Source organism: Micromonospora sp. NPDC007220, from assembly GCF_040634035.1.
Classification (GTDB): Bacteria; Actinomycetota; Actinomycetes; order Mycobacteriales; family Micromonosporaceae; genus Micromonospora; species Micromonospora reichwaldensis.
In genome coordinates, this window is the sequence record NZ_JBEYEU010000020.1 from 65,686 (window position 1) to 87,313 (window position 21,628).

General features: G+C 73.3%; 19 protein-coding genes. 9 read left to right on the plus strand and 10 right to left on the minus strand.

What is annotated here, in order from left to right:
• Nucleotides 1–43: 43 nt before the first annotated feature.
• Nucleotides 44–1,684, plus strand: coding sequence for a gamma-glutamyltransferase family protein (locus ABZ573_RS25550; protein WP_358121491.1), 1,641 nt, complete (start codon nt 44–46; stop codon nt 1,682–1,684).
• Nucleotides 1,685–1,751: 67 nt separating this feature from the next.
• Here the strand turns inward: ABZ573_RS25550 and ABZ573_RS25555 are convergent, their stop codons facing one another.
• Nucleotides 1,752–2,708: a helix-turn-helix domain-containing protein gene (locus ABZ573_RS25555; protein ID WP_132238610.1), complete on the minus strand. Its 957-nt coding sequence runs from the start codon at nt 2,706–2,708 to the stop codon at nt 1,752–1,754.
• Between the two features lie 150 nt (nt 2,709–2,858).
• Between ABZ573_RS25555 and ABZ573_RS25560 the strand changes: the two genes are divergently transcribed.
• The 4 genes from ABZ573_RS25560 (at nt 2,859) to folE (ending at nt 6,896) form a co-directional block, all read left to right on the plus strand.
• Nucleotides 2,859–2,996: a hypothetical protein gene (locus tag ABZ573_RS25560; RefSeq protein ID WP_358121493.1), complete on the plus strand. Its 138-nt coding sequence runs from the start codon at nt 2,859–2,861 to the stop codon at nt 2,994–2,996.
• 102 nt (nt 2,997–3,098) lie between these two features.
• Nucleotides 3,099–3,674 carry a hypoxanthine phosphoribosyltransferase gene (gene hpt, locus ABZ573_RS25565; RefSeq protein ID WP_151455493.1) on the plus strand — a complete coding sequence of 192 codons (576 nt, stop codon included), beginning with the start codon at nt 3,099–3,101 and terminating at the stop codon, nt 3,672–3,674.
• A 493-nt stretch (nt 3,675–4,167) separates the two neighbouring features.
• Complete coding sequence (gene ftsH, locus ABZ573_RS25570; protein WP_132238612.1) at nt 4,168–6,192, plus strand: ATP-dependent zinc metalloprotease FtsH; 2,025 nt, start codon at nt 4,168–4,170, stop codon at nt 6,190–6,192.
• Nucleotides 6,193–6,230: 38 nt separating this feature from the next.
• A complete protein-coding gene (gene folE / locus ABZ573_RS25575) occupies nt 6,231–6,896 on the plus strand; it encodes a GTP cyclohydrolase I FolE (RefSeq protein ID WP_121401600.1) in 666 nt (221 codons plus the stop codon).
• A gap of 53 nt (nt 6,897–6,949) precedes the next feature.
• On the opposite strand, the gene ABZ573_RS25580 is transcribed toward folE, so the two are convergent.
• Nucleotides 6,950–7,714: a hypothetical protein gene (locus ABZ573_RS25580; protein WP_358121496.1), complete on the minus strand. Its 765-nt coding sequence runs from the start codon at nt 7,712–7,714 to the stop codon at nt 6,950–6,952.
• Complete coding sequence (locus ABZ573_RS25585) at nt 7,711–10,260, minus strand: FtsK/SpoIIIE domain-containing protein (protein WP_358121498.1); 2,550 nt, start codon at nt 10,258–10,260, stop codon at nt 7,711–7,713. The genes ABZ573_RS25580 and ABZ573_RS25585 overlap by 4 nt, the downstream gene beginning before the upstream one ends.
• Before the next feature lie 315 nt (nt 10,261–10,575).
• Here ABZ573_RS25585 and ABZ573_RS25590 point away from each other — a divergent pair, with 315 nt between their 5' ends.
• Complete coding sequence (locus tag ABZ573_RS25590) at nt 10,576–11,010, plus strand: hypothetical protein (RefSeq protein WP_358121500.1); 435 nt, start codon at nt 10,576–10,578, stop codon at nt 11,008–11,010.
• 4 nt (nt 11,011–11,014) lie between these two features.
• Here the strand turns inward: ABZ573_RS25590 and ABZ573_RS25595 are convergent, their stop codons facing one another.
• Genes ABZ573_RS25595 through ABZ573_RS25625 form a run of 7 tightly spaced genes read right to left on the minus strand, consistent with a single transcriptional unit; the run spans nt 11,015 to nt 19,467 of the window.
• Nucleotides 11,015–11,617, minus strand: a complete 603-nt coding sequence (locus tag ABZ573_RS25595; RefSeq protein WP_358121502.1) for a hypothetical protein — start codon at nt 11,615–11,617, stop codon at nt 11,015–11,017.
• Nucleotides 11,618–11,630: 13 nt separating this feature from the next.
• Complete coding sequence (locus tag ABZ573_RS25600; RefSeq protein WP_358121504.1) at nt 11,631–12,800, minus strand: M23 family metallopeptidase; 1,170 nt, start codon at nt 12,798–12,800, stop codon at nt 11,631–11,633.
• Entirely contained in the window at nt 12,797–13,354 is a 558-nt protein-coding gene (locus ABZ573_RS25605) for a hypothetical protein (RefSeq protein ID WP_151455497.1), read from the minus strand. The genes ABZ573_RS25600 and ABZ573_RS25605 overlap by 4 nt, the downstream gene beginning before the upstream one ends.
• Nucleotides 13,351–15,309 (minus strand): MFS transporter, encoded by a 1,959-nt coding sequence (locus tag ABZ573_RS25610; RefSeq protein WP_358121506.1) that lies wholly within the window; start codon nt 15,307–15,309, stop codon nt 13,351–13,353. The genes ABZ573_RS25605 and ABZ573_RS25610 overlap by 4 nt, the downstream gene beginning before the upstream one ends.
• A gap of 1 nt (nt 15,310) precedes the next feature.
• Nucleotides 15,311–18,727 (minus strand): ATP-binding protein, encoded by a 3,417-nt coding sequence (locus tag ABZ573_RS25615; protein WP_358121508.1) that lies wholly within the window; start codon nt 18,725–18,727, stop codon nt 15,311–15,313.
• Nucleotides 18,728–18,776: 49 nt separating this feature from the next.
• On the minus strand, nt 18,777–19,139 hold the full coding sequence (locus ABZ573_RS25620) for a hypothetical protein (RefSeq protein ID WP_089003089.1): 363 nt from the start codon (nt 19,137–19,139) through the stop codon (nt 18,777–18,779).
• Between the two features lie 13 nt (nt 19,140–19,152).
• Complete coding sequence (locus ABZ573_RS25625; RefSeq protein WP_121401588.1) at nt 19,153–19,467, minus strand: hypothetical protein; 315 nt, start codon at nt 19,465–19,467, stop codon at nt 19,153–19,155.
• A 343-nt stretch (nt 19,468–19,810) separates the two neighbouring features.
• On the opposite strand from ABZ573_RS25625, the gene folP reads away from it, so the two are divergent.
• The 3 genes from folP to folK are packed head-to-tail and all read left to right on the plus strand — an operon-like array spanning nt 19,811 to nt 21,617.
• Nucleotides 19,811–20,731: a dihydropteroate synthase gene (gene folP, locus ABZ573_RS25630; protein WP_151456508.1), complete on the plus strand. Its 921-nt coding sequence runs from the start codon at nt 19,811–19,813 to the stop codon at nt 20,729–20,731.
• Nucleotides 20,728–21,093 carry a dihydroneopterin aldolase gene (gene folB, locus ABZ573_RS25635; protein ID WP_151456509.1) on the plus strand — a complete coding sequence of 122 codons (366 nt, stop codon included), beginning with the start codon at nt 20,728–20,730 and terminating at the stop codon, nt 21,091–21,093. Before folP ends, folB begins: the two co-directional genes overlap by 4 nt.
• Nucleotides 21,090–21,617 (plus strand): 2-amino-4-hydroxy-6-hydroxymethyldihydropteridine diphosphokinase, encoded by a 528-nt coding sequence (gene folK, locus ABZ573_RS25640; RefSeq protein WP_358121511.1) that lies wholly within the window; start codon nt 21,090–21,092, stop codon nt 21,615–21,617. The genes folB and folK overlap by 4 nt, the downstream gene beginning before the upstream one ends.
• Nucleotides 21,618–21,628 lie beyond the last annotated feature (11 nt).

Consider the following 21,628-nt stretch of genomic DNA (forward strand, 5'->3'; position numbering starts at 1 on the left):
TTCCGGGGCCGCGGGATCCGCCGGGAGGCGGTAGACATGGCGCATGGCGTACCCCCGACAGCCGCTCTTCGCGCCGCACGGCGCGGTGGCGACGAGCCAGCCGCTGGCCGCGGCGGCCGGCCTGGCCGTGCTGCGACGCGGCGGCAACGCCGTCGACGCGGCCCTCGCCACCGCGATCACCCTGACCGTGGTGCAGCCCCCGTCCAACGACATCGGCGGTGACCTGTTCGCGATCGTCTGGGACGGCGAGCGGCTGCACGGCCTCAACGCCTCCGGCCGGTCCCCGGCGGCCCTGACCCGCGAGCTGGTGCTCGCCGCGACCGGGGGGTCCGGCGCGGCCCCGGTCGACGCCCTGGGCGGCGCGCAGCGGGCCGGGCCGGCGATGCCCGCCCGGGGCTGGCTGCCGGTGACCGTCCCCGGCGCCCCGGCTGGTTGGCGCGACCTGCACGACCGGTTCGGCTCGCTGCCCTTCGCGGATCTCTTCGCCGACGCGATCGGCTACGCCGAGCACGGTCATCCGGTCTCCCCCGGCGTGTCGGGGATCTGGTCGCGTGCGCTCGCCGCGCCCGGCCCGACCGGCGCGGAGTTCGCCGAGTTCGACCGCGTGTTCGCGCCCGGCGGCCGGGCGCCCCGGGCCGGGGAGCGCTGGCGCAACCCGGACGCGGCGCGGACCCTGCGGCTGATCGCCGACACCGGGGCGGAGGACTTCTACCGGGGCGGGATCGCGGAGGCGCTGGCCGCGCACGCCGCCCGCACCGGCGGCCTGATCACCGGCGACGACCTGGCCCGGCACGCCTCGACGTGGGTGACTCCGGTGTCCGCCCGCTACCGGGGGCACGAGGTCTGGGAGCTGCCGCCCAACGGGCAGGGCCTGGCGGCGCTGCTGGCGCTGCACATCCTCGACGGGGCCGACCTCGCCGGGCTGCCGCTCGCCGAGCGGCTGCACCGGCAGATCGAGGCGATGAAGCTCGGCTTCGCCGACGCGCACGCCCACGTCGCCGACCCGGAGCGGGTGCCGGTGCCGACGGAGGCGCTGCTCTCGCCGGCGTACGCGGCGGCCCGCCGCGCGCTGATCACCGAGCGGGCGGGGGAGCCGGCCGCCGGCGACCCGGAGCGCGGCGGCACGGTCTATCTCTGCACCGCCGACGCCGGCGGCATGATGGTCAGCCTGATCCAGTCGACCTACCTGGCGTTCGGCTCCCGCGTGGTGCTGCCCGGGCATGGCTTCGCCCTGCAGAACCGGGGGCTCGGGTTCCGCCTCGACCCCGCCCACCCCAACGTGGTGGGGCCGGCGAAGCGGCCCTACCACACGATCATCCCCGGCTTCCTCACCCGCGATGGGCGGCCGGTGGGCCCGTTCGGGGTGATGGGCGGGCACATGCAGCCGCAGGGGCACGTGCAGCTCGTCTCGGCGACCCTGGACGGCGGGCTCGACCCGCAGGCGGCGCTGGACGCGCCGCGCTGGTACTGGCACGCAGGCCGGTCGGTGCTGGTCGAGTCGGAGCTGGTCGCCACCGCCGAGGGGCGGGCCGCGGTCGACGAGCTGCGGGTCCGGGGGCACGAGATCGCCGTCGCGGAGGAGCCGGGGGTCTTCGGGCACGGGCAGGCGATCTGGCGGCTGCCGGACGGCGGCTACGTCGTCGGCTCGGAGCCCCGGGTGGGCGGGGGGATGCTCGGCTGGTGACCGGAGCCCCCGGGCGTGCCGTCGGCCCCGCTCCCGGTGCCGCGGTCCGACGTCGCGGGTCCGGGGCTCAGGCCTCCACGCGTTCGCGGAACGTGGTCCGGTAGGTGTGCGGGGTGGCGCCGACCCGGCGGGCGAAGTGGTGCCGCAGCGCCGCCGAGTCGCCGAAGCCGGCCCGGTCGGCGACGGCCTCGACGCTGAGCCCGGTCTCCTCCAGCAGCCGCCGGGCCAGCAGCACCCGCTGGTTGGTCAGCCAGTCGTGCGGCGTGGTGCCGGTCTCGGCGCGGAACCGCCGGGCGAACGTGCGCGGCGACATCTCCGCCCGCGCGGCCAGCTCGTCAACGGTGACCGGGCGGTCCAGGTGCCCCATCAGCCATTCCAGCACCGGCTCCAGCGTCGGCGCTTCAGGGGTCTCGGGGATGGGTGCCTCGATGTACTGCGCCTGTCCGCCGTCGCGGTGCGGGGGCACCACCATCCGGCGGGCCAGCCGGGTGGCCGTCGCCGAGCCGTGCTCCTGGCGGATCAGGTGCAGGCAGGCGTCGATGCCGGCGGCCGTGCCGGCGCTGGTGAGCAGCCGGCCGTCCTGCACGTAGAGCGAGTTGCAGCGGACCCTGGCGGTCGGGTGACGGCGTTGCAGTTCGTCGACGTACCGCCAGTGGGTGGTGCACTCCCGGCCGTCGAGCAGGCCGGCCTCGCCCAGCACGAACGCGCCGGAGCAGACACTGAAGACGTACGCCCCCCGGTCGGCGGCGCGGCGCAGCGCGGCGAGCACCGTGCCGGGCACGACGGTGCCGTGATGGGCCGGGACGGCGACCAGGTCGGCCTCCTCCATCGGGCCGAGGTCGGCGTGCGGGGTCAGGTGGAAGCCCGACGAGGTGCGCACCGGGGCCCCGTCGGGGCTGCACACGTGGAAGCGGTGGTCGGGGAACCCGTCGGCGGTGCGGTCGGTCCCGAAGACCTCGGCGAGGACCCCGAGCTCGAACGTGGCGACCTGGTCCAGGGCGAGGACGGCGACCGATCTGAGCATGTGACGAGGGTAACCGCACGGGTGGCAGGAAATCGAGGGTGCGTGGCATTCCTGCCACTGTCCGGGTGGCGGTGGCCGGCGGAGACTGGTTCCAGTCCGGTGCGCACCGGCGGCGAAACCGACAGCAACCATGCGAAAGCGAGCGCCGCCATGGAGATCCTGCTCTTCCTCTTCTTCTTCGTCCTCCTGGCCCTGGCCTCGGCCGCCGGCCTCACCGTCGACAGCCGGGACTCGGCCGACTGGAAGCCGTCCGACGACGGTCGCCGCTGGCGGTCGCGTGCCTGCTGAGGTGGTTCGCGGCCTTCGTCAGGGTTCGTCCGGGGTGGGACCGCGCCCAGAAGGGGCGGCCCCGCCGACGGAGGCCATCCGGCGTACGGCAGGCTAGGAGCCATGGCTGACGGCTCCTGGTACGACGCCGACATCGACCACGTGATCATCTCCGAGGCGCAGATCCGCGAGAAGACCGCGGAACTCGCCAAGCAGGTGTCGGCGGACTACGCCGACGTCGATGACGGGCTCCTGCTGGTCTGCGTCCTCAAGGGCGCGGTGATGTTCATGGCCGACTTCGCCCGGGCGCTGGGCCGCAGCGGGCCGCCCGCCGAGCTGGACTTCATGGCCATCTCCTCCTACGGCCAGGGCACCACCTCCTCCGGCGTGGTCCGCATCCTCAAGGACCTCGACCGGGACATCGCCGGCCGGCACGTGGTCGTGGTCGAGGACATCGTCGACTCCGGCCTGACCCTGTCCTGGCTGCTGCGCTACCTGGAGTCCCGCTCGGCCGCGAGCGTCGAGGTGGTGGCGCTGTTCCGCAAGCCGGACGCGGTCAAGGTGCCGGTGCCGGTGAAGTACGTCGGCTTCGACATCCCGACCGAGTTCGTCGTCGGCTACGGCCTCGACTTCGGCGAGCGCTACCGCGAGCTGCCCTACGTCGGGGTGCTCAAGCCTGAGGTGTACGCCCGCACCTGAGCCCTCGCCGGCCCGGTCACATCGGCACCGGTCGAGCGGACGTTCAGCGGGCTCTCAGCGATTCGGACTACGGTAGAGGCCGGTGGCGTGGAGGCATCCTCCACGCCCGACCCCTCGAACCGCGGGACCGGGCGGACGGGAGGCCGGGCGCGGAGCTCCCGTCACGCCGGCTGGACCCGGTTCGCCCTACGCGTAATTGTTGGGCTCGCAAGCGCGCTCCACGCGCGCACGATGATCGGATCGTGCGCGATGTCGGGGTTCGCAAGCTCGCTCGGTGCGCGCACAGCTGTTCCCTTTGTGCGCGACTGCGGGGCTCGCAAGCTCACTCCTCGCGTGCACGGTGTACCGTCGAATGACCGCGGCGCGGCAGTTTCGTGCCTCGGGGTCGAGCCGGCCCGCACGGCGGCTCCGGCCGCCGCCACAGGCGGCGACACCATCAGACGGTCAGGACGTCGATCAGGAGGATGCGGGCGCCTCGGCGCTCGACAACAGCATGGAACGTACGCGTTTCTTCCGCCGACCGGTGGTCTGGATCATCCTGGTCATCCTCGGCGCCGTTGTGCTCAGTCAACTGTTCACCGCTGGTCCCAGCTACCACCGGGTGGACACTTCCATTGCGCTCGACCAGCTCAACAAGGGCGGCATCGACAAGGTCGTCTTCCAGGACAAGGAGCAGACGCTCCGGCTCGACCTGAAGGACAAGGCCAAGTTCGGTGACACCGACACCGACCGGATCGAGGCGCAGTTCCCCTACGAGGTCGGCGACGAGGTCTGGAACGAGGTCCTCGAGGCCAAGGCGAACAACCGGGTCACCGGCCCGGCCAACGTCGAGGTGTCGTCCGACAGCATCTGGGTGAGCCTGCTGGTCAACCTGCTCCCGATCGCCCTGCTGGTGCTCCTGCTGCTCTTCTTCATGTCGCAGATGCAGGGCGGCGGCTCCCGGGTGCTCAACTTCGGCAAGTCCAAGGCGAAGATGATCACCAAGGACACGCCGAAGACCACGTTCGCGGACGTGGCCGGCGCCGAGGAGGCCGTCGAGGAGCTGCACGAGATCAAGGACTTCCTGCAGAACCCGGCGAAGTACCAGGCCCTGGGCGCCAAGATCCCGAAGGGCGTCCTGCTCTTCGGCCCGCCCGGCACCGGTAAGACGCTGCTGGCCCGCGCCGTCGCCGGCGAGGCCGGGGTGCCCTTCTACTCGATCTCCGGCTCGGACTTCGTGGAGATGTTCGTCGGTGTCGGCGCCAGCCGGGTCCGCGACCTCTTCGAGCAGGCCAAGGCGAACGCCCCGGCCATCGTCTTCGTCGACGAGATCGACGCCGTCGGCCGCCACCGCGGCGCCGGCATGGGCGGCGGTCACGACGAGCGCGAGCAGACCCTCAACCAGCTGCTCGTCGAGATGGACGGCTTCGACACCAAGGGCGGGGTCATCCTGATCGCCGCCACCAACCGGCCGGACATCCTCGACCCGGCGCTGCTGCGCCCGGGCCGCTTCGACCGGCAGATCCCGGTGGACGCCCCCGACATGGAGGGCCGCAAGGCGATCCTGCGGGTGCACGCCAAGGGCAAGCCGTTCACCCCCGACGTCGACCTCGACGCGGTGGCCCGGCGTACCCCGGGCTTCAGCGGTGCCGACCTGGCCAACGTGATCAACGAGTCCGCGCTGCTCACCGCCCGCAAGGACCAGCGGGCGATCAGCAACGACTCCCTGGAGGAGTCGATCGACCGGGTGATCGCCGGTCCGCAGCGCCGCACCCGGGTGATGAGCGACCAGGAGAAGAAGATCACCGCGTACCACGAGGGTGGGCACGCGCTGGTCGCCTGGGCGCTGCCGCACGCCGCGCCGGTGCACAAGGTGACGATCCTGTCCCGCGGTCGGTCGCTGGGCCACACCCTGGTCCTGCCCACCGAGGACAAGTACACCCAGACCCGCGCCGAGATGGTCGACACCCTGGCGTACGCGCTGGGTGGCCGGGCCGCCGAGGAACTGGTCTTCCACGAGCCGACCACCGGCGCCGGCAACGACATCGAGAAGGCCACCCAGCTGGCCCGCGCGATGATCACGCAGTACGGCATGAGCTCCAAGCTCGGCGCGATCAAGTACGGCACCAGCGGCGACGAGCCGTTCCTCGGCCGCAACATGGGCCACGAGCGGGACTACTCCGACGTCGTCGCCGCCGAGATCGACGGCGAGATGCGGGCGCTGATCGAGCTGGCCCACGACGAGGCCTGGGAGATCCTGGTGGAATACCGGGACGTCCTGGACAACATCGTGCTGGAGCTGATGGAGAAGGAGACCCTCTCCACCGCCGACATGGCCCGGATCTGCGCCCGGGTGGCCAAGCGGCCGCCGATGGCGCCGTACAACGGCTTCGGCAAGCGCCAGCCCTCCACCGAGCCGCCCGTGCTCACGCCGGCGGAGAAGGACGCGCTCAAGGTGCAGGCCCAGGCCGACGGCGCCCAGGCGACGGTGGGCGGCGGCACCTCGAACAACTCCAACAACTCGGACGGTACGCACTGAGCACGGACCCGACGGCCAGTTCCCGGGAGCACCGGGGACTGGCCGTCTCCGCGACCGAGCCGGACGGCGACGACACCCTCGACTACGTCGCCGCGCGCCTGATCAGCGGCAAGCTCACCGGTCGGCCCGTCGAGGAGACCATGGACCTCGGGCGGATCGAGAAGGCGGTCCGCGAGATCCTCATCGCCGTCGGGGAGGACCCGGACCGCGACGGGCTCCAGCAGACGCCGGCCCGGGTCGCCCGGGCGTACGCCGAACTCTTCGCCGGCCTCCGGGTCGACCCGGCCCAGGTGCTCAGCACCACCTTCGAGGCCAACCACGAGGAGCTGGTGCTCGTCCGGGACATCGACGTGATGAGCCTGTGCGAGCACCACCTGCTGCCGTTCCGCGGCAGCGCCCACATCGGCTACATTCCCGGGCCGGACGGCCGGATCACCGGCCTGTCGAAGCTGGCCCGGCTGGTCGAGGTCTTCGCCCGCCGGCCGCAGGTCCAGGAGCGGCTCACCTCGCAGATCGCCGACCTGCTGATGGAGCGGCTCGCGCCGCGCGGCGTGGTGGTGGTGCTCGAATGCGAGCACATGTGCATGGCGATGCGCGGCATCCAGAAGTCGGGTGCCAAGACCATCACCTCGGCCGTACGGGGCACCCTCCAGCGCGACGCCAAGTCGCGCGCCGAGGCGATGGCGCTGATCATCCCCCGCTGATTGCGACAGACCGGCCGGCCGAACCCACACCCGGGTCGGCCGGCCGTCGCGCGTCAGCCGGCCAGCATCGCGAGCAACAGGCCCGCGCTGACCAGTACCGCCGGGACCAGGCACACCAGGGCGCCGAGCCGGGCCGTGCGCTCCACCCGGCCACCCGCCGGCGGCGGAAAGAGCCGCCCGACGCCGATCCAGCCCGCCACGAACGCCACCGCCGGCATCGGCAGCCCGCAGACCAGCGCGGCCACGCTCGCCGCCCCGGTGCCGGTCGCCACGAACAACACCAGCTGGATCGCCGGCACCAGCAGCGCCAGCGGCCCGTACACCAGCAGGTTCCGCAGGCGCGGCGGCCAGGCGGCCAGGCGGGGCAGCCCACGCGCGGCGAGCGTCGCGTCCGCGGCGTCCGCCCGGCCCCGGGCGGTGCGCAGTGCGGCCAGCACCGCCGCCGGCCCGCCCGCCATCGCCCGGGTCGCCTCGGTCAGCTCCGGCGGCGTCGGGACCAGCGAGATCGGCGGTACGCCCCGCTCGTGCAGCCGGGCCTCCTGCGACGCCAGCCGGGTGCGTACGGCGGTCAGTTCCTCGCGGGCGGCCTGCACCGACCGGGCCTGCTCGCCGGCGGCGGTGGCCGCGTCGCGGCGTACCCCGTCGAGCTGGCGGGCGGCGGCGAGGTACTCGGTCCACGCGGTCCGCACCGGGTCGACGCCCCCGACGCTCTCCGCCTGCCCGGCAGCGTCGGCGCGTTCCGGCGTCGGGCCGGCGCCGGAACGCTGCCGCCCCGGCGCGGCGTGCCCCGTCGTGGTCCGTGCCCCGCCACGGGTCATCCGGGCTCCCCCTCCTCGCCGAACGGAACCAGCACGGTGCCCTGCTCGCCGGGACCGTCCCAGAGCACCGCCCGGCCGGGGCGGGGCCGCCACTGCACCTGCCGCCCGAAGACCGACGTCAGCTGCGCACCCGGCAGGTCCACCACGGCCACGGCGGCGAGCTTGTCCACCTCGCCCTCGGGTTCGAGCAGCGCCGCGAACGACGGCACCGTCCGCCAGCGGCCCAGCAGGTGCCGGCCGGCGGGCGGACCCTCCAGCAGCCGCGCGCGCAGCCGCTCCGGAGGCAGCTGCTCCGGGGTCGGCACGTCCAGCCCGAAGACCACCAGGTAGGCCGGCACGGCGTCGTCCACGGCGGCGAGCAGGCCGGTCAGGTCCACGGTGTCCACCGGATGCCGCCCGGCCAGCTCGGTCGCCAACGCCTCGGCCACCGGCCGGTACTCCTCGTCCGGCGCGGCGAGCACGAAGCGGGCGGCCCCCGGCGCGTGGTGCACCGCCACGCTGCGCGCCGCGGTGACCAGCAGCCGGGCCGCCTCCGGCCCGGGACCGAGCACGGCCAGGTTCCGCCCCGGGGCCGGCCCGAGCGACACGGCGACGGTGCTCCGGGGCACGTCCACCGCCCGACCCAGCAGGGCGGCGGGACCGGGCGCCTGCCCAGCGAGCGCGGCCCGGTGCCGGGGATCGTTGCGCAGGAGCGGGCGGGCGTAGCCGGCGAAGACCACCGGCGGGGTGGCCCCCTCCGGGCGGGCCGACCAGAGCCGGTGCCGCAGCGCCTCCACCGTGTCGGGGTGGTCCTGCGGATCCGGGAACCGGACCATCCGCTCGTGCCCCCGGATCGCGCCCCGGGGCCCGCCGAGCCCGCCTGCGGTGTTCACCACCGCGCTGCCCACCGGCAGCCCGGCGGCAGAGTCGTTCGTCGGCTCCAGCACGGCGCCCCCACCGGGCAGCGCCACCCGCACCGGGAACTGCCCCAGCACCGAATCCCGGTCCGTACGTGAGCCCAACCCCAGGTCGCCCTCGCCGGCCAGCACCAGGTGCACCCCGTACGCGCGCCCGGTGCGGGCCAGCGCGTCCAGCCGGGCGGCGGCGTCGGCGGCCAGCCGGTCCCGCTCGGCGAAGAGCAACGGGAGATTGTCGAGCACACACACGATCCGGGGCATGGCTTGGTGCTGCCGCAGCTCGGCGAAGCGCTGCCCGCCGGCCCGGGCGCCCGCCTCCTCGCGACGGCGTACCTCCGCCACCAGCTCGTCCAGCAGGCTCAGCACGTACTCCCGGTCGGCGGCCATCGCGGCAGCCCGCACCTGCGGGATCCACGACCGGTCCCGCTCGGTCTGGAGGAACTCCACGAAGGACTCGGCGTCGGCGAGATCCGCCAGGTAGAGAGCCAGCTCCTCGGGGCCGTACCTGGCGGTCAGGCCGAGCAACGCGGTGGTGAGGAACGTGGAGCGACCCGTGCCCGAGCGGCCGCTGACCAGCCAGTGCGGCGTCAGCTCCGTGAAGCCGAGCGACACGGGACGGCCACCGGCGTCCCCGACGGTCGTGGTCAGCCCGCCCACCCCGCTCGCCGTCCACAACTCCTCGTCGGCCACCGGCAGCAGATCGGTCAGCGCCAGCCGGGAACCCGCCTCCACCTGCGCGGCCAGCCGATGGCAGACCGCGTCGACGAGTTCGGCCGGCGGATCCGCCTCGATGAAGACCGGCGAGTTCAGCCCCCCCGGCGGCTCGGCGCCCGGGCCGGCGAACGACCCGCCCGGCGGGTCACCCAGCAGCGCGTACGCGGTCCGGACCGCCAGCGCCGTCGCGCGCGGCAGCGGCTCCCGGTCGCCTGCCGGGGGCCAGCCCGCCACCACGAGGTGCAGCCCTGCGGACCGGCCCGGCTCGGCCAGGGCCTCGATCCGGGCCAGGTCGGTGGGACCGGTCGACTCGGGCAGCGCGGCGATCACCAGCAGTAGCGTCCGGTCGTGCCGGCGTCGCCCGCTCGACCCCGGGGCCACCCACTGCTCGGCCTCGGTGAGCACGGCCCGCAGCCCGGCCACGTCCACCGCCGGGGGCGGCAGCAGGCCCGCGTCCGCGAGCGGCGCGAACGGCGCGAGGGCCGAGCCGGTCGCGTCCACCGCGCGGACCAGCAGCGCCCCGGCCGGGGTCGCCGCCAACAGCCGCAGCAGTACGCCCCGCAGCAGCCCCGCCACCCGGGGATCCCGGGCGTCCACGTCCACCGAGAGGTGACCCGTGCCGAGCAACGGCACCAGCGCGGGGAACCGGGCGTCGTCCAGCGGTGCCGCCGTACCGACCCGGACGAAGGGAGGCGGCCCCTCACCGGCCGGTGTGGCCGGTGCCACCGTCTCCAGGGGAGCGCCCGCCCAGCCGGGGGCCAGCACCGCCGCCGCGGACCGGAGGCGGTCGGCCAACTCGTACTGGCGGCGCTGGTCGGCGGGAACGGGCCGGGTGTCGTCGAGGACGCTCGCGGCGGCGGTCGCGGTGGCGGCGGCCCGCCGGTGCAGTGCGGCGGCGCGGTTGGTGCGTGCCTTCGGACCGGCCACCGCGTCCACCCCCTCCGCCCGAGGTCGACAACCCCTCCCCGCGCAGAGACCGTAACCCAGTCGGGCCGACTCGTCCGGGATGCGCGGCGGCACTGCGCCGGGGATGTCGTGGAACTCACCGATGGGGAGTGGTCCGTCACGATCCGCTGGATCTGGGGCATTGGGTCTACCGCGTCCAGCCGCTAGCCTCAGAGGGTGGAATCAGTGCAGCCCCCCGCCGGTTCCCAGGTCTCCCGCGTACCGGCGCAACGGCCCCCCTCCGACCACCTGGCGCCGCCCTCGCCGGCCCCGGTGCCGGAGCGGCCACGGCGGCGGCTGCGCACCATGGTCACCGTGGTCGCGAGCGTCGTCGCGGCACTCTGCCTCGGCGGAGTGGCCGCCGGATTCGTGCTCTACAACCGGGCTGCGGCCCCGGACCGTGGATCGCCGGACGTTGCTGTCGTCAGCTACTTGCAGGCCGCGCTTGTTTCGCGTGACCAGAATCGAGCTCTGCTCTTCACCTGCGCCGGCCCACTACAGTCGATCGAGGATCTGCGGACTCAGATCGAGCGACGTGAACGGGAACTCGGTACAAGCTTTTCGATCAATATCGAGAACATCGTAGTGGTCATGAACGGCTCGTCAGCGGCCACGGTGACGGCCGTCATTCGTCGTAGCGCCACCGTAGACGGGGTGCAACAGAGCCTGACCGACCCTTGGCGCTTCGAGGCACAGGACAAAGACGGGTGGCGGGTCTGCGCCGGAACGCCGGAGAGTTGAGTCCTCACTCAATCCAGAGCAGATGCACTGGAACCTCCAGTGTGGTGGGTGACTGGCCCCGCCAGGCCCAGCGGTACCACTCCACCTCCGGCGCAACCCGGACGCAGATGTCGCCCTCCGCGCCGGAGTAGGTCTCGGTGACGGCTCGCAGGTCCCGGTGCTCGACGGAGTCGACGACGTGCACCACTCGGCGGCCCGTGACGGCGTGCGACTCGAAGACCGGGGTCGGGGCGCGGTGCGGCGGGGCGTCCAGCGAGACCAGGCGGACGCCCGTCTCGCGATCCATCGACGCGTCCGGTCGCCGGGCTCCCACCGTCTCCACCCACACCCGCTCGACCGGGACCAGCGGGGCGAAGACCTCTACCTGGTCGAACTCCGCCCTGTACCACTCGTGCTCGGGGATGACCGGCACGTAGGTTCGACTGCCCTGTACCACCCGGTCGTCGGCCCGAAGATCAGCGCGCCAGCCCAGCCCGGGCAGGCCGACCAGCACGCGCTGCCCACGCAGCTCGACGCGTCCGGTGGCCGGCACGATCTCGATCGGTCGGGGCGGTCGGGGCGCCCAGTCCGGATGGTCGGCGAACGGGTCGGGAAGCGGGTCGCTCATGACGGCGAGCGTCTCATCCCGCGCCCTTGAGTGGCGCGCCACGCGAGCGCATGAAGGGCACCGGATCGATGGCGCCGCGGCTGCTCCGGTCCTCATCCTCGTGCACCTCGAAGTGCAGGTGCGGGCCGGAGGAGTTGCCGCTGCTGCCCACCTCGCCGATGACCGTACCGGCCTCGACGAGTTGGCCGACCTTGACCCGGGGCTTGCTGACCATGTGGCAGTAGCGGGTGATGAACCCACCGGCGTGCAGGACGTCGACGAACCAGCCACAGCCGCCCTTGTTCGGCCAGCCGTCGACGTTGCATGTGCGCCGGCCGCTCTTGTCCGGGTCGCACCGGGAGATCAGGACGCGTCCGGTGGCCGCTACCCGGATATCGGTGCCCTTCGGCGCGGCGATGTCGACCCCGTTGTGCGTGGGACGGCTCGCCGTCTGGAAGCCCGAGCCGACGCCGCCGGGGATGGGAGCCGTCCAGCCGGAGGCGGCGATCTGTCCTCCGGCGGCGCGGTCGCAGGCCTTCCTACCGTCGATCAGCGCGATCCGGGCAGCTCCGCCGGCCAGCGCGTTGACGATCTGGCTGGCCACGTCCTCGTGTTTGGCGTACGCGTCCGGGAAGGCGCTGATCTGCACGGCCTGCGCGGCCCGGGTGAGCGGCATCGTCTCCCAGCCCTGCACCTTGACCAGCTTCTCGTAGAACTTCCGGGAGGCGTACTCGGGCGTCATCCGCTGCGCCACGGTGCCCCAGCCGGCTCGCTGCTGAAAGAGACCGACCGAGTCGTGGTCGGCACCAATTCCTTCGTTCGGCAGATTCCCGGACTCGGCGACGGTCCGGTTAGCCAGGTTGAGAAGTCTGGATTCCTGCATGGCGGTCGCCACAGCGATTACCCACCCGCGGGGTGGCACCTTCATCTCTTGCCCTACCTTGATGATCCTCGCGGCATTGCGGAGCTGACGCTCGCCGTACTGGGATATCCGGGGCATGTCGCCCACCACGTTTACCTGGGATTCCTCCTTACAGTCCTGACTGGCGAACTTCATACCGCTGCCCGCCTCGCCACCCAGTTCCGTGAGGAAGAAGGCCCCAGCACCGCCGGTGCAGCAGAGCAGGGCGAGCGTCGCCGTCAACGCGGCGGCCAGTGCGCCGAGTCGGAGCTGCCGACCGCGCGGTCGCGTCCCGTCGCTCATTTCTGCTCCCAGTCCACGGCATCCACCAGCCATCGCCCGTCGGGCGCCACGAGTTCGAGGCGGAGCTGACCCGTGTCGAGCGGAACCAGCACCTCGACGAAGTTCTCGGCCCGGGACCGGAGAGTGACGTCGCCGTCGACCTGACCGGTCGGCACCCCGGACGGGTCGGCGCCGGCCAGCTTGTCGGTCAGCACCGGGGTGGAGAGGGGACGTAGGCCCTCCTGCCACTGCTCCGCCGTGGTGCCCGGCTTGCCAAGCCAGGCGGCGACGAAGCGTTCGGCGGTCTGCTCGGGCGTCAGTTCGCCGGGGCGGGTGACGGGGGAGGGGGGAGCGCCCGTGGAGAACGCCCCGTCGTCGCCGGCGGTCGGGTCGACCGTGGTGATCGGTTGGTTGGGGCGGTTGCTGAGCCCGGAGGTGGGGTCACCGGGCCCGGAGACCAGCCGTGCCGCTCCGATGATCCCGAACACGAGGACGGCGATGCCGATGGCGACGCCGAACCGGGACCGGAGGACCCGGGTCACCAGGAATTCGATCGCCCGCCGCACCGCGCTCACCGCGCCTCTGAGCGGATCCGGGGAGTGGGCCGGTCAGGCTCGCGGTCCGTGGACCCGGGACGGTAGATGACGAACGAGGGGTTCTCGTCCGGCACGTCCGGCTCCGTCCAGGTGGCCGGCTGCCGCCGCCGGGGTCGAGGGGCGACCGGGCGGGAGGCATCCCTCTCCTCGGAGGGGGCTCCCTTCTCGGCGGCCGACTCGCGGCCGTCGGGCCGCTGCCGCTCCTCCCCGCCGGGTTTGGCGGCATGCCCACCGCGGGTGGCGGCGTGCGCTGGATCCTCCCGCCGGGCCTCGGGCCGGAGGGTGGGCTGCTCCGCCACGACAGCCCGACGCCGGCCCATCGCCGGCTCGGCCGTGCCGCCGGGTTCAGCGACGTCGAGCCGGGCGGCGGTGCGCATGTCCCGGAAGAATCGCCGGTGCCACGAGCCAGCCGAGCTGACCGCCTCGCTGCTGTCCTTGCCGCCCAGCTGGGTGATCCGTCGATAGGGACGCAGCAATAGCCAGCCGACCACACCGCAGAGCCATACCAGCACCACCTGGAGCCAGCCGGGCAGGGTCGGCGTGCTCATGATGAGGTCGACCGCGAAGAGATAGATGGCGGCACCGGTGCCGAAGATGGCGATGTTGAAGACGGCGGCGACCACCGCGTTCGCCAACCGTCGCAACCCGGCGCTGGCCGGCCGCATCAGGCCCACCGTGCCCAGGATCGGCGCGGCGATCACCGCCCAGCGGAAGATCAGGAAGCCCAGCAGCACGAGCAGCGAGGCGGTCAGGTCGAACATCGCGAAGAGAACCGCGGCCAGTACGGCGATGAATCCGGCACCCACCCGGTCCATGTCCCGGACGCCCTGGAGGTACTCGTACGCCTCCGGGTCTTCCTCCTTGATCTGCTCAGCAACCTTCATCCACTGCTGTTGCTTCGCCTCGATGGTGGCTCGACGTGTCGCCGGATTGGCGCGGATCGACTGCGCCTCGCCCCAGGTCAACGACCGGGCGTCGTACAGGGCCTGACCGTATTTCTTAGCAGTCTCGCTGTCCGCCGATCCAAGGACTCCCCGCAACCAGTTCCGGTACAGCATGGATTCGGTGGCGGTGTCGCTGGCTCGGACGGCGGGCTTACGGTTGTCCTTGCACCGTTCCGGGTTTGGATCGATGCACCGGCCTGGACCAGGCTCCTTCATCTGTGGCCCCACGGCGTCGTGTACCACGCCCAGGGTGGTGACGAGGGTGCCGTCGGCGATGTTGGCCGACTTGACCGGCCAGGCAGCCAGGGCGGTCACCGCCACCATCACCAGCAGGGCCCAGCCCGCCGTGGTCATCGCGTTGCTCATGTCCGACTGGCGGGAGCGCCAGAGCAGGTACAGGCCGACCACGCAGAGGGTGACGATCCCGAAGACGCTGAACACCTTCTGATAGACGGCCTTGGTCGCCTGGTCCACCAGCGGATCGGCCCAGCCCCACATCGAGCGCGGGTCCCAGGCGCGTTCCCGCAGGGCGTTGGAAGCGCCGATCACCGCAGTGGCAATCATGAATTCGCCGTTTGCGACGGTGGTCGTGAACTTGTAATCCGGGTGGAGGACTGTGGAGGCGCAACCGATGTCGTACGTCGTGTAGCTGTACCCGGCGTATCCATAGAGGCTGTATCTGCCGGTGACGCCGGTAGTTGCTTCGGGCGGCGAGCTGGCGAACCAGCCAGCCAGACCTGCATCGGGAGCGCCAGGCGTTGGTGGCTCGAGACACTCTGCCCGGGCTGCTGACACGTCCTTCAGTTTGGCGACGCAGGCGCGGAAGTCGGCCTGCCACTCCGGCGTGGTGCAGAGCTCGGCCTTTGCCTGGGCGGTCAGCGGTGCGGGGGCGGCCGCCATGGCGCCGACGGCCGGCCAGCCGATCGTGGCCCCGGCGAGTACGCCGAGCGCGAGCAGGAACGCCGCCAACCGTGCCCGGGCCCGCGCCATGTCACGCCTCCATGTTCGGCAGGATTGCCGGCAGCACCCCGGCCGCCGTGGCGATCGCGGCGGGGGTGGTGTCGAGGTGGTCCAGCAGCCCGTCGACGTACGAGACGTCGACCCGGACCTTCTGCACCCGGCCGTCGACGTCCCGCATGACGAATTCCCGGAAGCCGAGCCGGCTCGAACTGGTGGCGTCGGCGGTGGAGAGGGAGGCCAGGGTGGCCTCGTAGCCGTCGTTGACCGGCACCCGCAGCAGGCGGAGCGCTTCGGAGGCGATCTCCGCGTCCTCGGCGATCCGGCCGACGAAGACGGTCGAGACCAGGTTCTGCACGTCGAGGCCGAGGATGTCCCGCGGGTTCTGCGAGGCGACCAGCGCGGCGAGGTTCCACTTGCGGGAGTCGCGCGCGAGCCGGACCAGGAACGACCGTCCGGAGCGCCACCCCTCCATGAAGTGCGCCTCGTCCAGGCCGACCAGCTTCCGCGACGACATCGAGCCGCCGTAGCAGCGGCGTACGGCGAGCCGGTGCGCGGTGTGCAGCATCGGCAGGGCCAGCGCCTCCTCGGCGGACCAGTACTCCCGCTCGATCTTCAGGTCGGGCAGTCGCAGCCCGGCCATGGTGATCACGGTGAGGGCGGCGTCCGCGCCGAGCAGTCCCTCCGGCGGGCGGCCGAAGAAGAGCATGGCCAGCGGCATCTCGGCGGTGTCGAGCAGCAGGTTGGCCAGTTCCTTGCCGGCGTCGTCGTCGAGCTGGCTGAGGCAGGCGACCACGTCGTCCAGGGTGGAGGTCTCCTCCGCCGGCACCTGGCGTACGGCGTGCCGGAAGAGGGTGGCGGTGGACGCCTCCCGGGCGACCTGCGGGGGCACCAGCATCATGCAGATGTCCTGCACCAGCATCCGCCGCTCGGCGCGGGCGTTGGAGACCGCGATCTCGAACTCCCGGTCGCCCGAGGCCCCGGTGCCGAACTCGCTGCGCAGCGGCGTCGGGATGAGCGAGTACGGGGCCAGGGTGCCGTGCTCGGAGCCGGTCAGGTTCAGCACCCGCGCGTACGGCCGCAGTTCCGGCATGGCGCAGAGCCGGGCGAGCGGGCCGGACGGGTCGAGCAGCGTCACCTGGACCCCGCGTCGGGCCGCGAGGTAGCCGAGTGCGCCGAGCAGGGTGGACTTGCCGCCGCCCGGTTCGGCGACGAAGACGGCGAGCCCGGAGCGTTCGCGTACTTCCATCGGGAAGTGCAGGTCGAGGAAGACCGGCCGGCGGCAGGTGCCGGCGGTGCGCCCGATGAGGTCGCCGCGCCGGTCGCCGACGGTGGAGGCGGCCTGGGGGAGCGCGGCGGCGAGCAGGTTGACCGGCATCCGCCGGACGTAGCCGGTGTTGGCGATCGGCTCGCCGGGGATGAACTCGCGGGCCAGCCAGTCCTGGTTCTTCGGGTGTTGCAGCGAGATCCGCAGCTCGCGGGAGTAGAGCTGGATCAGCCGGCGGGCCCGCTCCAGGCACTCCTCGCGGTTGCGGCCGCCGACGGCGATCCGGTGCCAGCCGTGCGCGCGGGCGGAGTCGACCGGCAGCCCGGTGGTCATCTCGTCGCCGATGACCAGGGCGCGCTTGGCCAGCCGCTCCAGCTCGGGCGGGGCGTCGATGCCGTGTTCCGCGTAGTCGAGCTGCTGGGAGCGGATCATCCGCAGCCGGTGCTCCAGGTTACGGAAGGAGTCGCCGGAGCCGAGGATGTCGACGCGGGTGGAGAGCTCCATCGGCCACGGCAGCCGCTCGTGGAAGTGCAGCCAGGGCTCGTGCCGCTCGGGGATCTCCAGGGGCTCCATCCGGCCGACCGCCAGCACGGCGACGTGCCGTTCCTCGCCGGTCATCCGGTTGACCAGCTTGACGGTCGAGCCGTACGGGGTGCGGTAGCGCTCGACCTGCTCGGTGAGGGCGAGCAGGTCGCCGCGTTCCCACTGCCCGTCGGTGAGCGGGGAGAGCTGACCGGGCGGCGCCATGCAGAGCGCCACCGAGCGGTAGAGCAGCCATTCCAGTTCCTGTGCCGTGACCCGCCGGCCGCGCATGCCGAATGCGCCCAGCACCTCGTCGAACTGCTCGACGGTGCGGCCGAGCTTGCGGCGCTCGCCCTCGGCGACGCCCCGGCCGAAGGTGCGCAGCAGCCGTTCGGTGAGCGAGTCGCCGAGGGCGCGCCGGGCGAAGGTGACGCCGAGGTAGGTCTGCCCCTCGGCGTGGTTGACCGAGAGCAGGTGCCGCTGCGCGGCCACGAGGTGGTCGCCCCAGCCGGCGGTGCCGGGCACGTCGGGCAGCGGCGCGGCGGTGTGCGCGTCGATGGTGCGGGCCCACTCGTCGGCCGGGAAGGGCCGCGTGGTGCGCCGCAGGTGCAGGCGGAAGCCGGCCAGGCCGGCGTACTGCTCGGAGATCGCCGAGAGCAGCGCCTCCCGTTCGGCGTCCGGCCGGAACGCCCAGCGCACCTCGGGCAGCCAGTACCAGGCGGTGACGGTGTTGGGGGTGAAGGTCAGGTGGCCGGCGATCTCGGTGATGGCCAGCTCGACCGCCGGGTCCCGGTCCCCGAACTTGATCTTCGGCGGCTTGACCCGGGTGGGCTTGGTGGGCTTGACGGGCTGGTCGCGCCGGCCGGCGGAGCGCTGGCGCGGCGGCGCCACCTCCCGGCCGGCCCGCTCCGGCGGGCGCTCCCCGGTGCGGCGGGACGTCGGCTCGGACGCCGGGTCCGGCGCGGGCGGGCCGAGCGGTGCCGCGTGCTGGCGGGGCGCCGGATGGGACGTCGGACGTGCCGCCGCGACGGGCGGCACGTCCTCCGCCTCCGCCGGTGGGCGGAGCGTGGGCAGCCGGTCCCCGGACTGGTGCGGTACCCGGGACCTGGCCGCTCGGGCGGGCGGCTCGTACGCGTCGGCCGGGGGCTGGTCGGCGGCCGTCACCCCCGGAGCCGTCCGGTGGGCCGGCTGGCCGGTCCGGGGAGCCGCGTCGGCCGGGTGGCCGGTCCGGTGGGCGTCGGCCCCGTGACCCGCGCGTGGGGGCGGCGGAAGGGGGGCGGGAGCCGGCGGGAGCGCCGCCGGGGCCGGCGCGGCGGCGGCCGGCTGCTGGCCGATGGCGGGTTGCTCCCGCCCGCCGGCCCGCTGCGGGGGCGCCGTCGGCCGGGTCGCGCCGGGGCGCGTACCGCCGAACAGGTCGAGGAAGGGCGAGTCGATGTCGGCGCTGTCGGCGGGTTGCGGCTCAGGCGGCGGCGTCCGGCGTGGCGCCGGACGGGGGGCCTGGAAGACGCCCACGCCACCGTGCCCGGGTGTCGTCACCAGGGCCGGGTCGAGGGCGACCTCGTCCGTCTCGGGATCATCCGGGTAGTCGAACGACCGCGCACGGTTACCGTGCGGGACGGCCGGGCGCCCTGCCGGGGAACCCGGCGTGGAACTGCGATTCATACGACCGCCTCATCCGCGTCGTTCGACTGCCTGGTCGGGGTGCGACCGGTCATGCCAGTTCCTCCCGGATCCTGATCCGACTGCCGACCAGGCGGGGGTCCCGCTGCTCCGCGGCCGGCTCCCGGGTCCGCCGCCAGTCGGTCAGCGCGGTGCGGATCACCATGCGCGCCGGCCGGTCCGGGTCGACGTACCGGAAGATGAACGAGGTGCTCACGATGGCGAGCGCGATCTCCCAGGCGGGGAAGAGCTCGACCTGCAACGTGAACAGCCAGTGGATGAACATGTAGAGGGGAACGAGCAGCATGAACAGCCCGTACTGGGCGTACGGCAGGTGGACGGGAAGGGTGTAGCCGGGCGGCCCGAGGTAGACCAGGCGAGCCCGGTAGATGTCGTCGTCGGTGCGCAGCCGCATCTCGTGCCCGCGCCTATTCGAAGATCAGGTCGATCAGGTAGTCGCCGATGAAGAAGAGTGTGGCGGCTCCGGCGATGAAGGCGAGCCCGACGATCGCGATCGCCGAGCTGGTGAGGACCTTGGAGATCTCACCCCGGCTGGCGCGCCCGATGAAGATGACGCCCAGCACGGCCAGCAGGATCGGAGCGATCTTGCTGGCGAAGAACGTGACGACACCCTCGGTGTCGATGCCCTTGGGCGCAGGCTCGGCGAGTGGAGTCGACGCCAGGGCGGAGAGCGTGTGGGCGGCGGCGGACGTCGCCGTCTCCATCAGCTCGATGGCGATCACTGGAACCTCCCCAAGTCGCGGCCGGCGGCGCCGCGGTGGTGCAGTAGTCATGCCTGGCGGGAACGGTGCTCCCTGTGCGCAGCGTCGGCGACCCTGCGTTCGTTACCCACCACGGAGGGTGGTGGGCTTTGGGCGGATTCTCCCGCTTCGGCCCTCCCTCCAGGCTTCGCCATCTCGATGCCGGGCAGTTCCAAAGCGTACGGGCACCCACTGTTTGCGACAAGCCGCGAAGAGTCTGCCCGATCCGACCGGGACGACCGATCGTACACCCGTTCGAATGCGCATGTCATCGCCCTCGACCCGGTCCGTCCGGGGCGCTCCGGCCGACCGGTACCGTCTAGCCGTGACCGATCTGGTACGGGCCTCGGACCCGGTGGTGATGGGCGTCCTCAACGTCACGCCCGACTCCTTCTCCGACGGCGGACGGTACGCCGACCTCGACGCCGCCGTCGGACACGGCGTGCGGCTGCGGGCCGACGGCGCCCACCTGGTGGACGTCGGCGGCGAGTCCACCCGGCCGGGCTCCGACCGGGTCGACGCGGCGACCGAGACGGCCCGGGTGGTGCCCGTGATCCGGGAACTGACCGCCGCCGGCGTGCCGGTCAGCATCGACACCACCCGCGCACGGGTCGCCGAGGCGGCCCTCGCCGCCGGCGCGGCCGTGGTCAACGACGTCTCCGGCGGCCTCGCCGACCCCGACATGGCCCGGGTCGTCCGCGACGCCGGCTGCCCATGGGTGCTCATGCACTGGCGGGGCCACTCCCGGGAGATGGGCGAGCTGGCCCGCTACGCCGACGTGGTCGCCGACGTGCGCGCCGAGCTGGGCCGCCGCGTCGACGAGGCGCTGCGGGCCGGCGTCGCCGCCGACCGCATCGTCGTCGACCCGGGGCTCGGCTTCGCCAAGACGGCCGCGCACAACTGGGAACTGAGCACCCGCCTGTCCGAGCTGCTGGACCTCGGCTTCCCGCTGCTCTTCGCGTCCAGCCGCAAGTCGTACCTGGGGCGGCTGCTGGCCGGCCCCGACGGCACCCCCCGCCCCACGGACGGCCGCGACGTGGCCACCGTCGCCACCAGCCTGCTCGCGGTGGCGGCCGGCGCCTGGGGCGTACGCGTGCACGACGTCCGGGCCACCGTGGACGCCCTCGCCGTCTGGCAGGCCACGGGCGCGCCCCGCCTGGCGCCCGCCGCCACCGGTGGGGCCCGGGCGGCCCACGCCGGCGCCGGCCGGGCGGACCGCACCGCCGACCACGGAGGAGACCGATGACCGACCGGATCCAGCTGACCGGCCTGCGGGCGCACGGCCGGCACGGGGTGTACGACTTCGAGCGCGCCCAGGGCCAGGACTTCGTGGTGGACGCCGTCCTGGAGATGGACCTCGCCCCGGCGGCCCGCTCCGACGAGGTGGGCGACACCGTCCACTACGGCGAACTGGCGGAGCGGCTGGTCGCGGTGGTGACCGGCGAGCCGGTCAACCTGATCGAGACGCTCGCCGACCGGCTGCTGGCCGTCTGCCTGGCCGACCCCCGCGTCGAGGCCGCCACGGTCACCGTGCACAAGCCGGAGGCGCCCGTCCCGCACGCCTTCACCGACGTGGCCGTCACGATGACGCGGCGGCGGGACCGGTGACCCGCGCCCTGCTCTCGCTGGGCAGCAACCTCGGCGACCGGCTCGCCCACCTGCGCTCCGCCGTCTCGGCGTTCGGCGACAGCGTGCTCCTGGTCTCCGGCGTCTACGAGACTCCACCGTGGGGGGACGCGGACCAGCCCGCGTACCTGAACGCCGCGCTGCTCGCCGAGGACCCGGCCGCTACCCCGTACGACTGGCTGGAGCGCGCCCGGGCGGCGGAGCGCGCCGCCGGGCGCACCCGTGACCCGCAGCGGCGGTTCGGGCCGCGCACCCTGGACGTGGACGTCATCGCTGTGTGGGCCGACGGCGACGAGCCGGTGCTCAGCGACGACCCGGAGCTGACCCTGCCGCACCCCCGGGCCCACCTGCGGGCCTTCGTGCTGCGGCCGTGGATCGACCTCCAGCCGTACGGGCGGCTGCCCGGGCACGGCTGGCTGACCGACCTGCTCAACGCTCCTCCGGTGGCCGACGACGCGCTGGATCTGCGCCCCCGGCCGGATCTGGCGATAGAGTCGACGGCATGACCCAGTGGAGC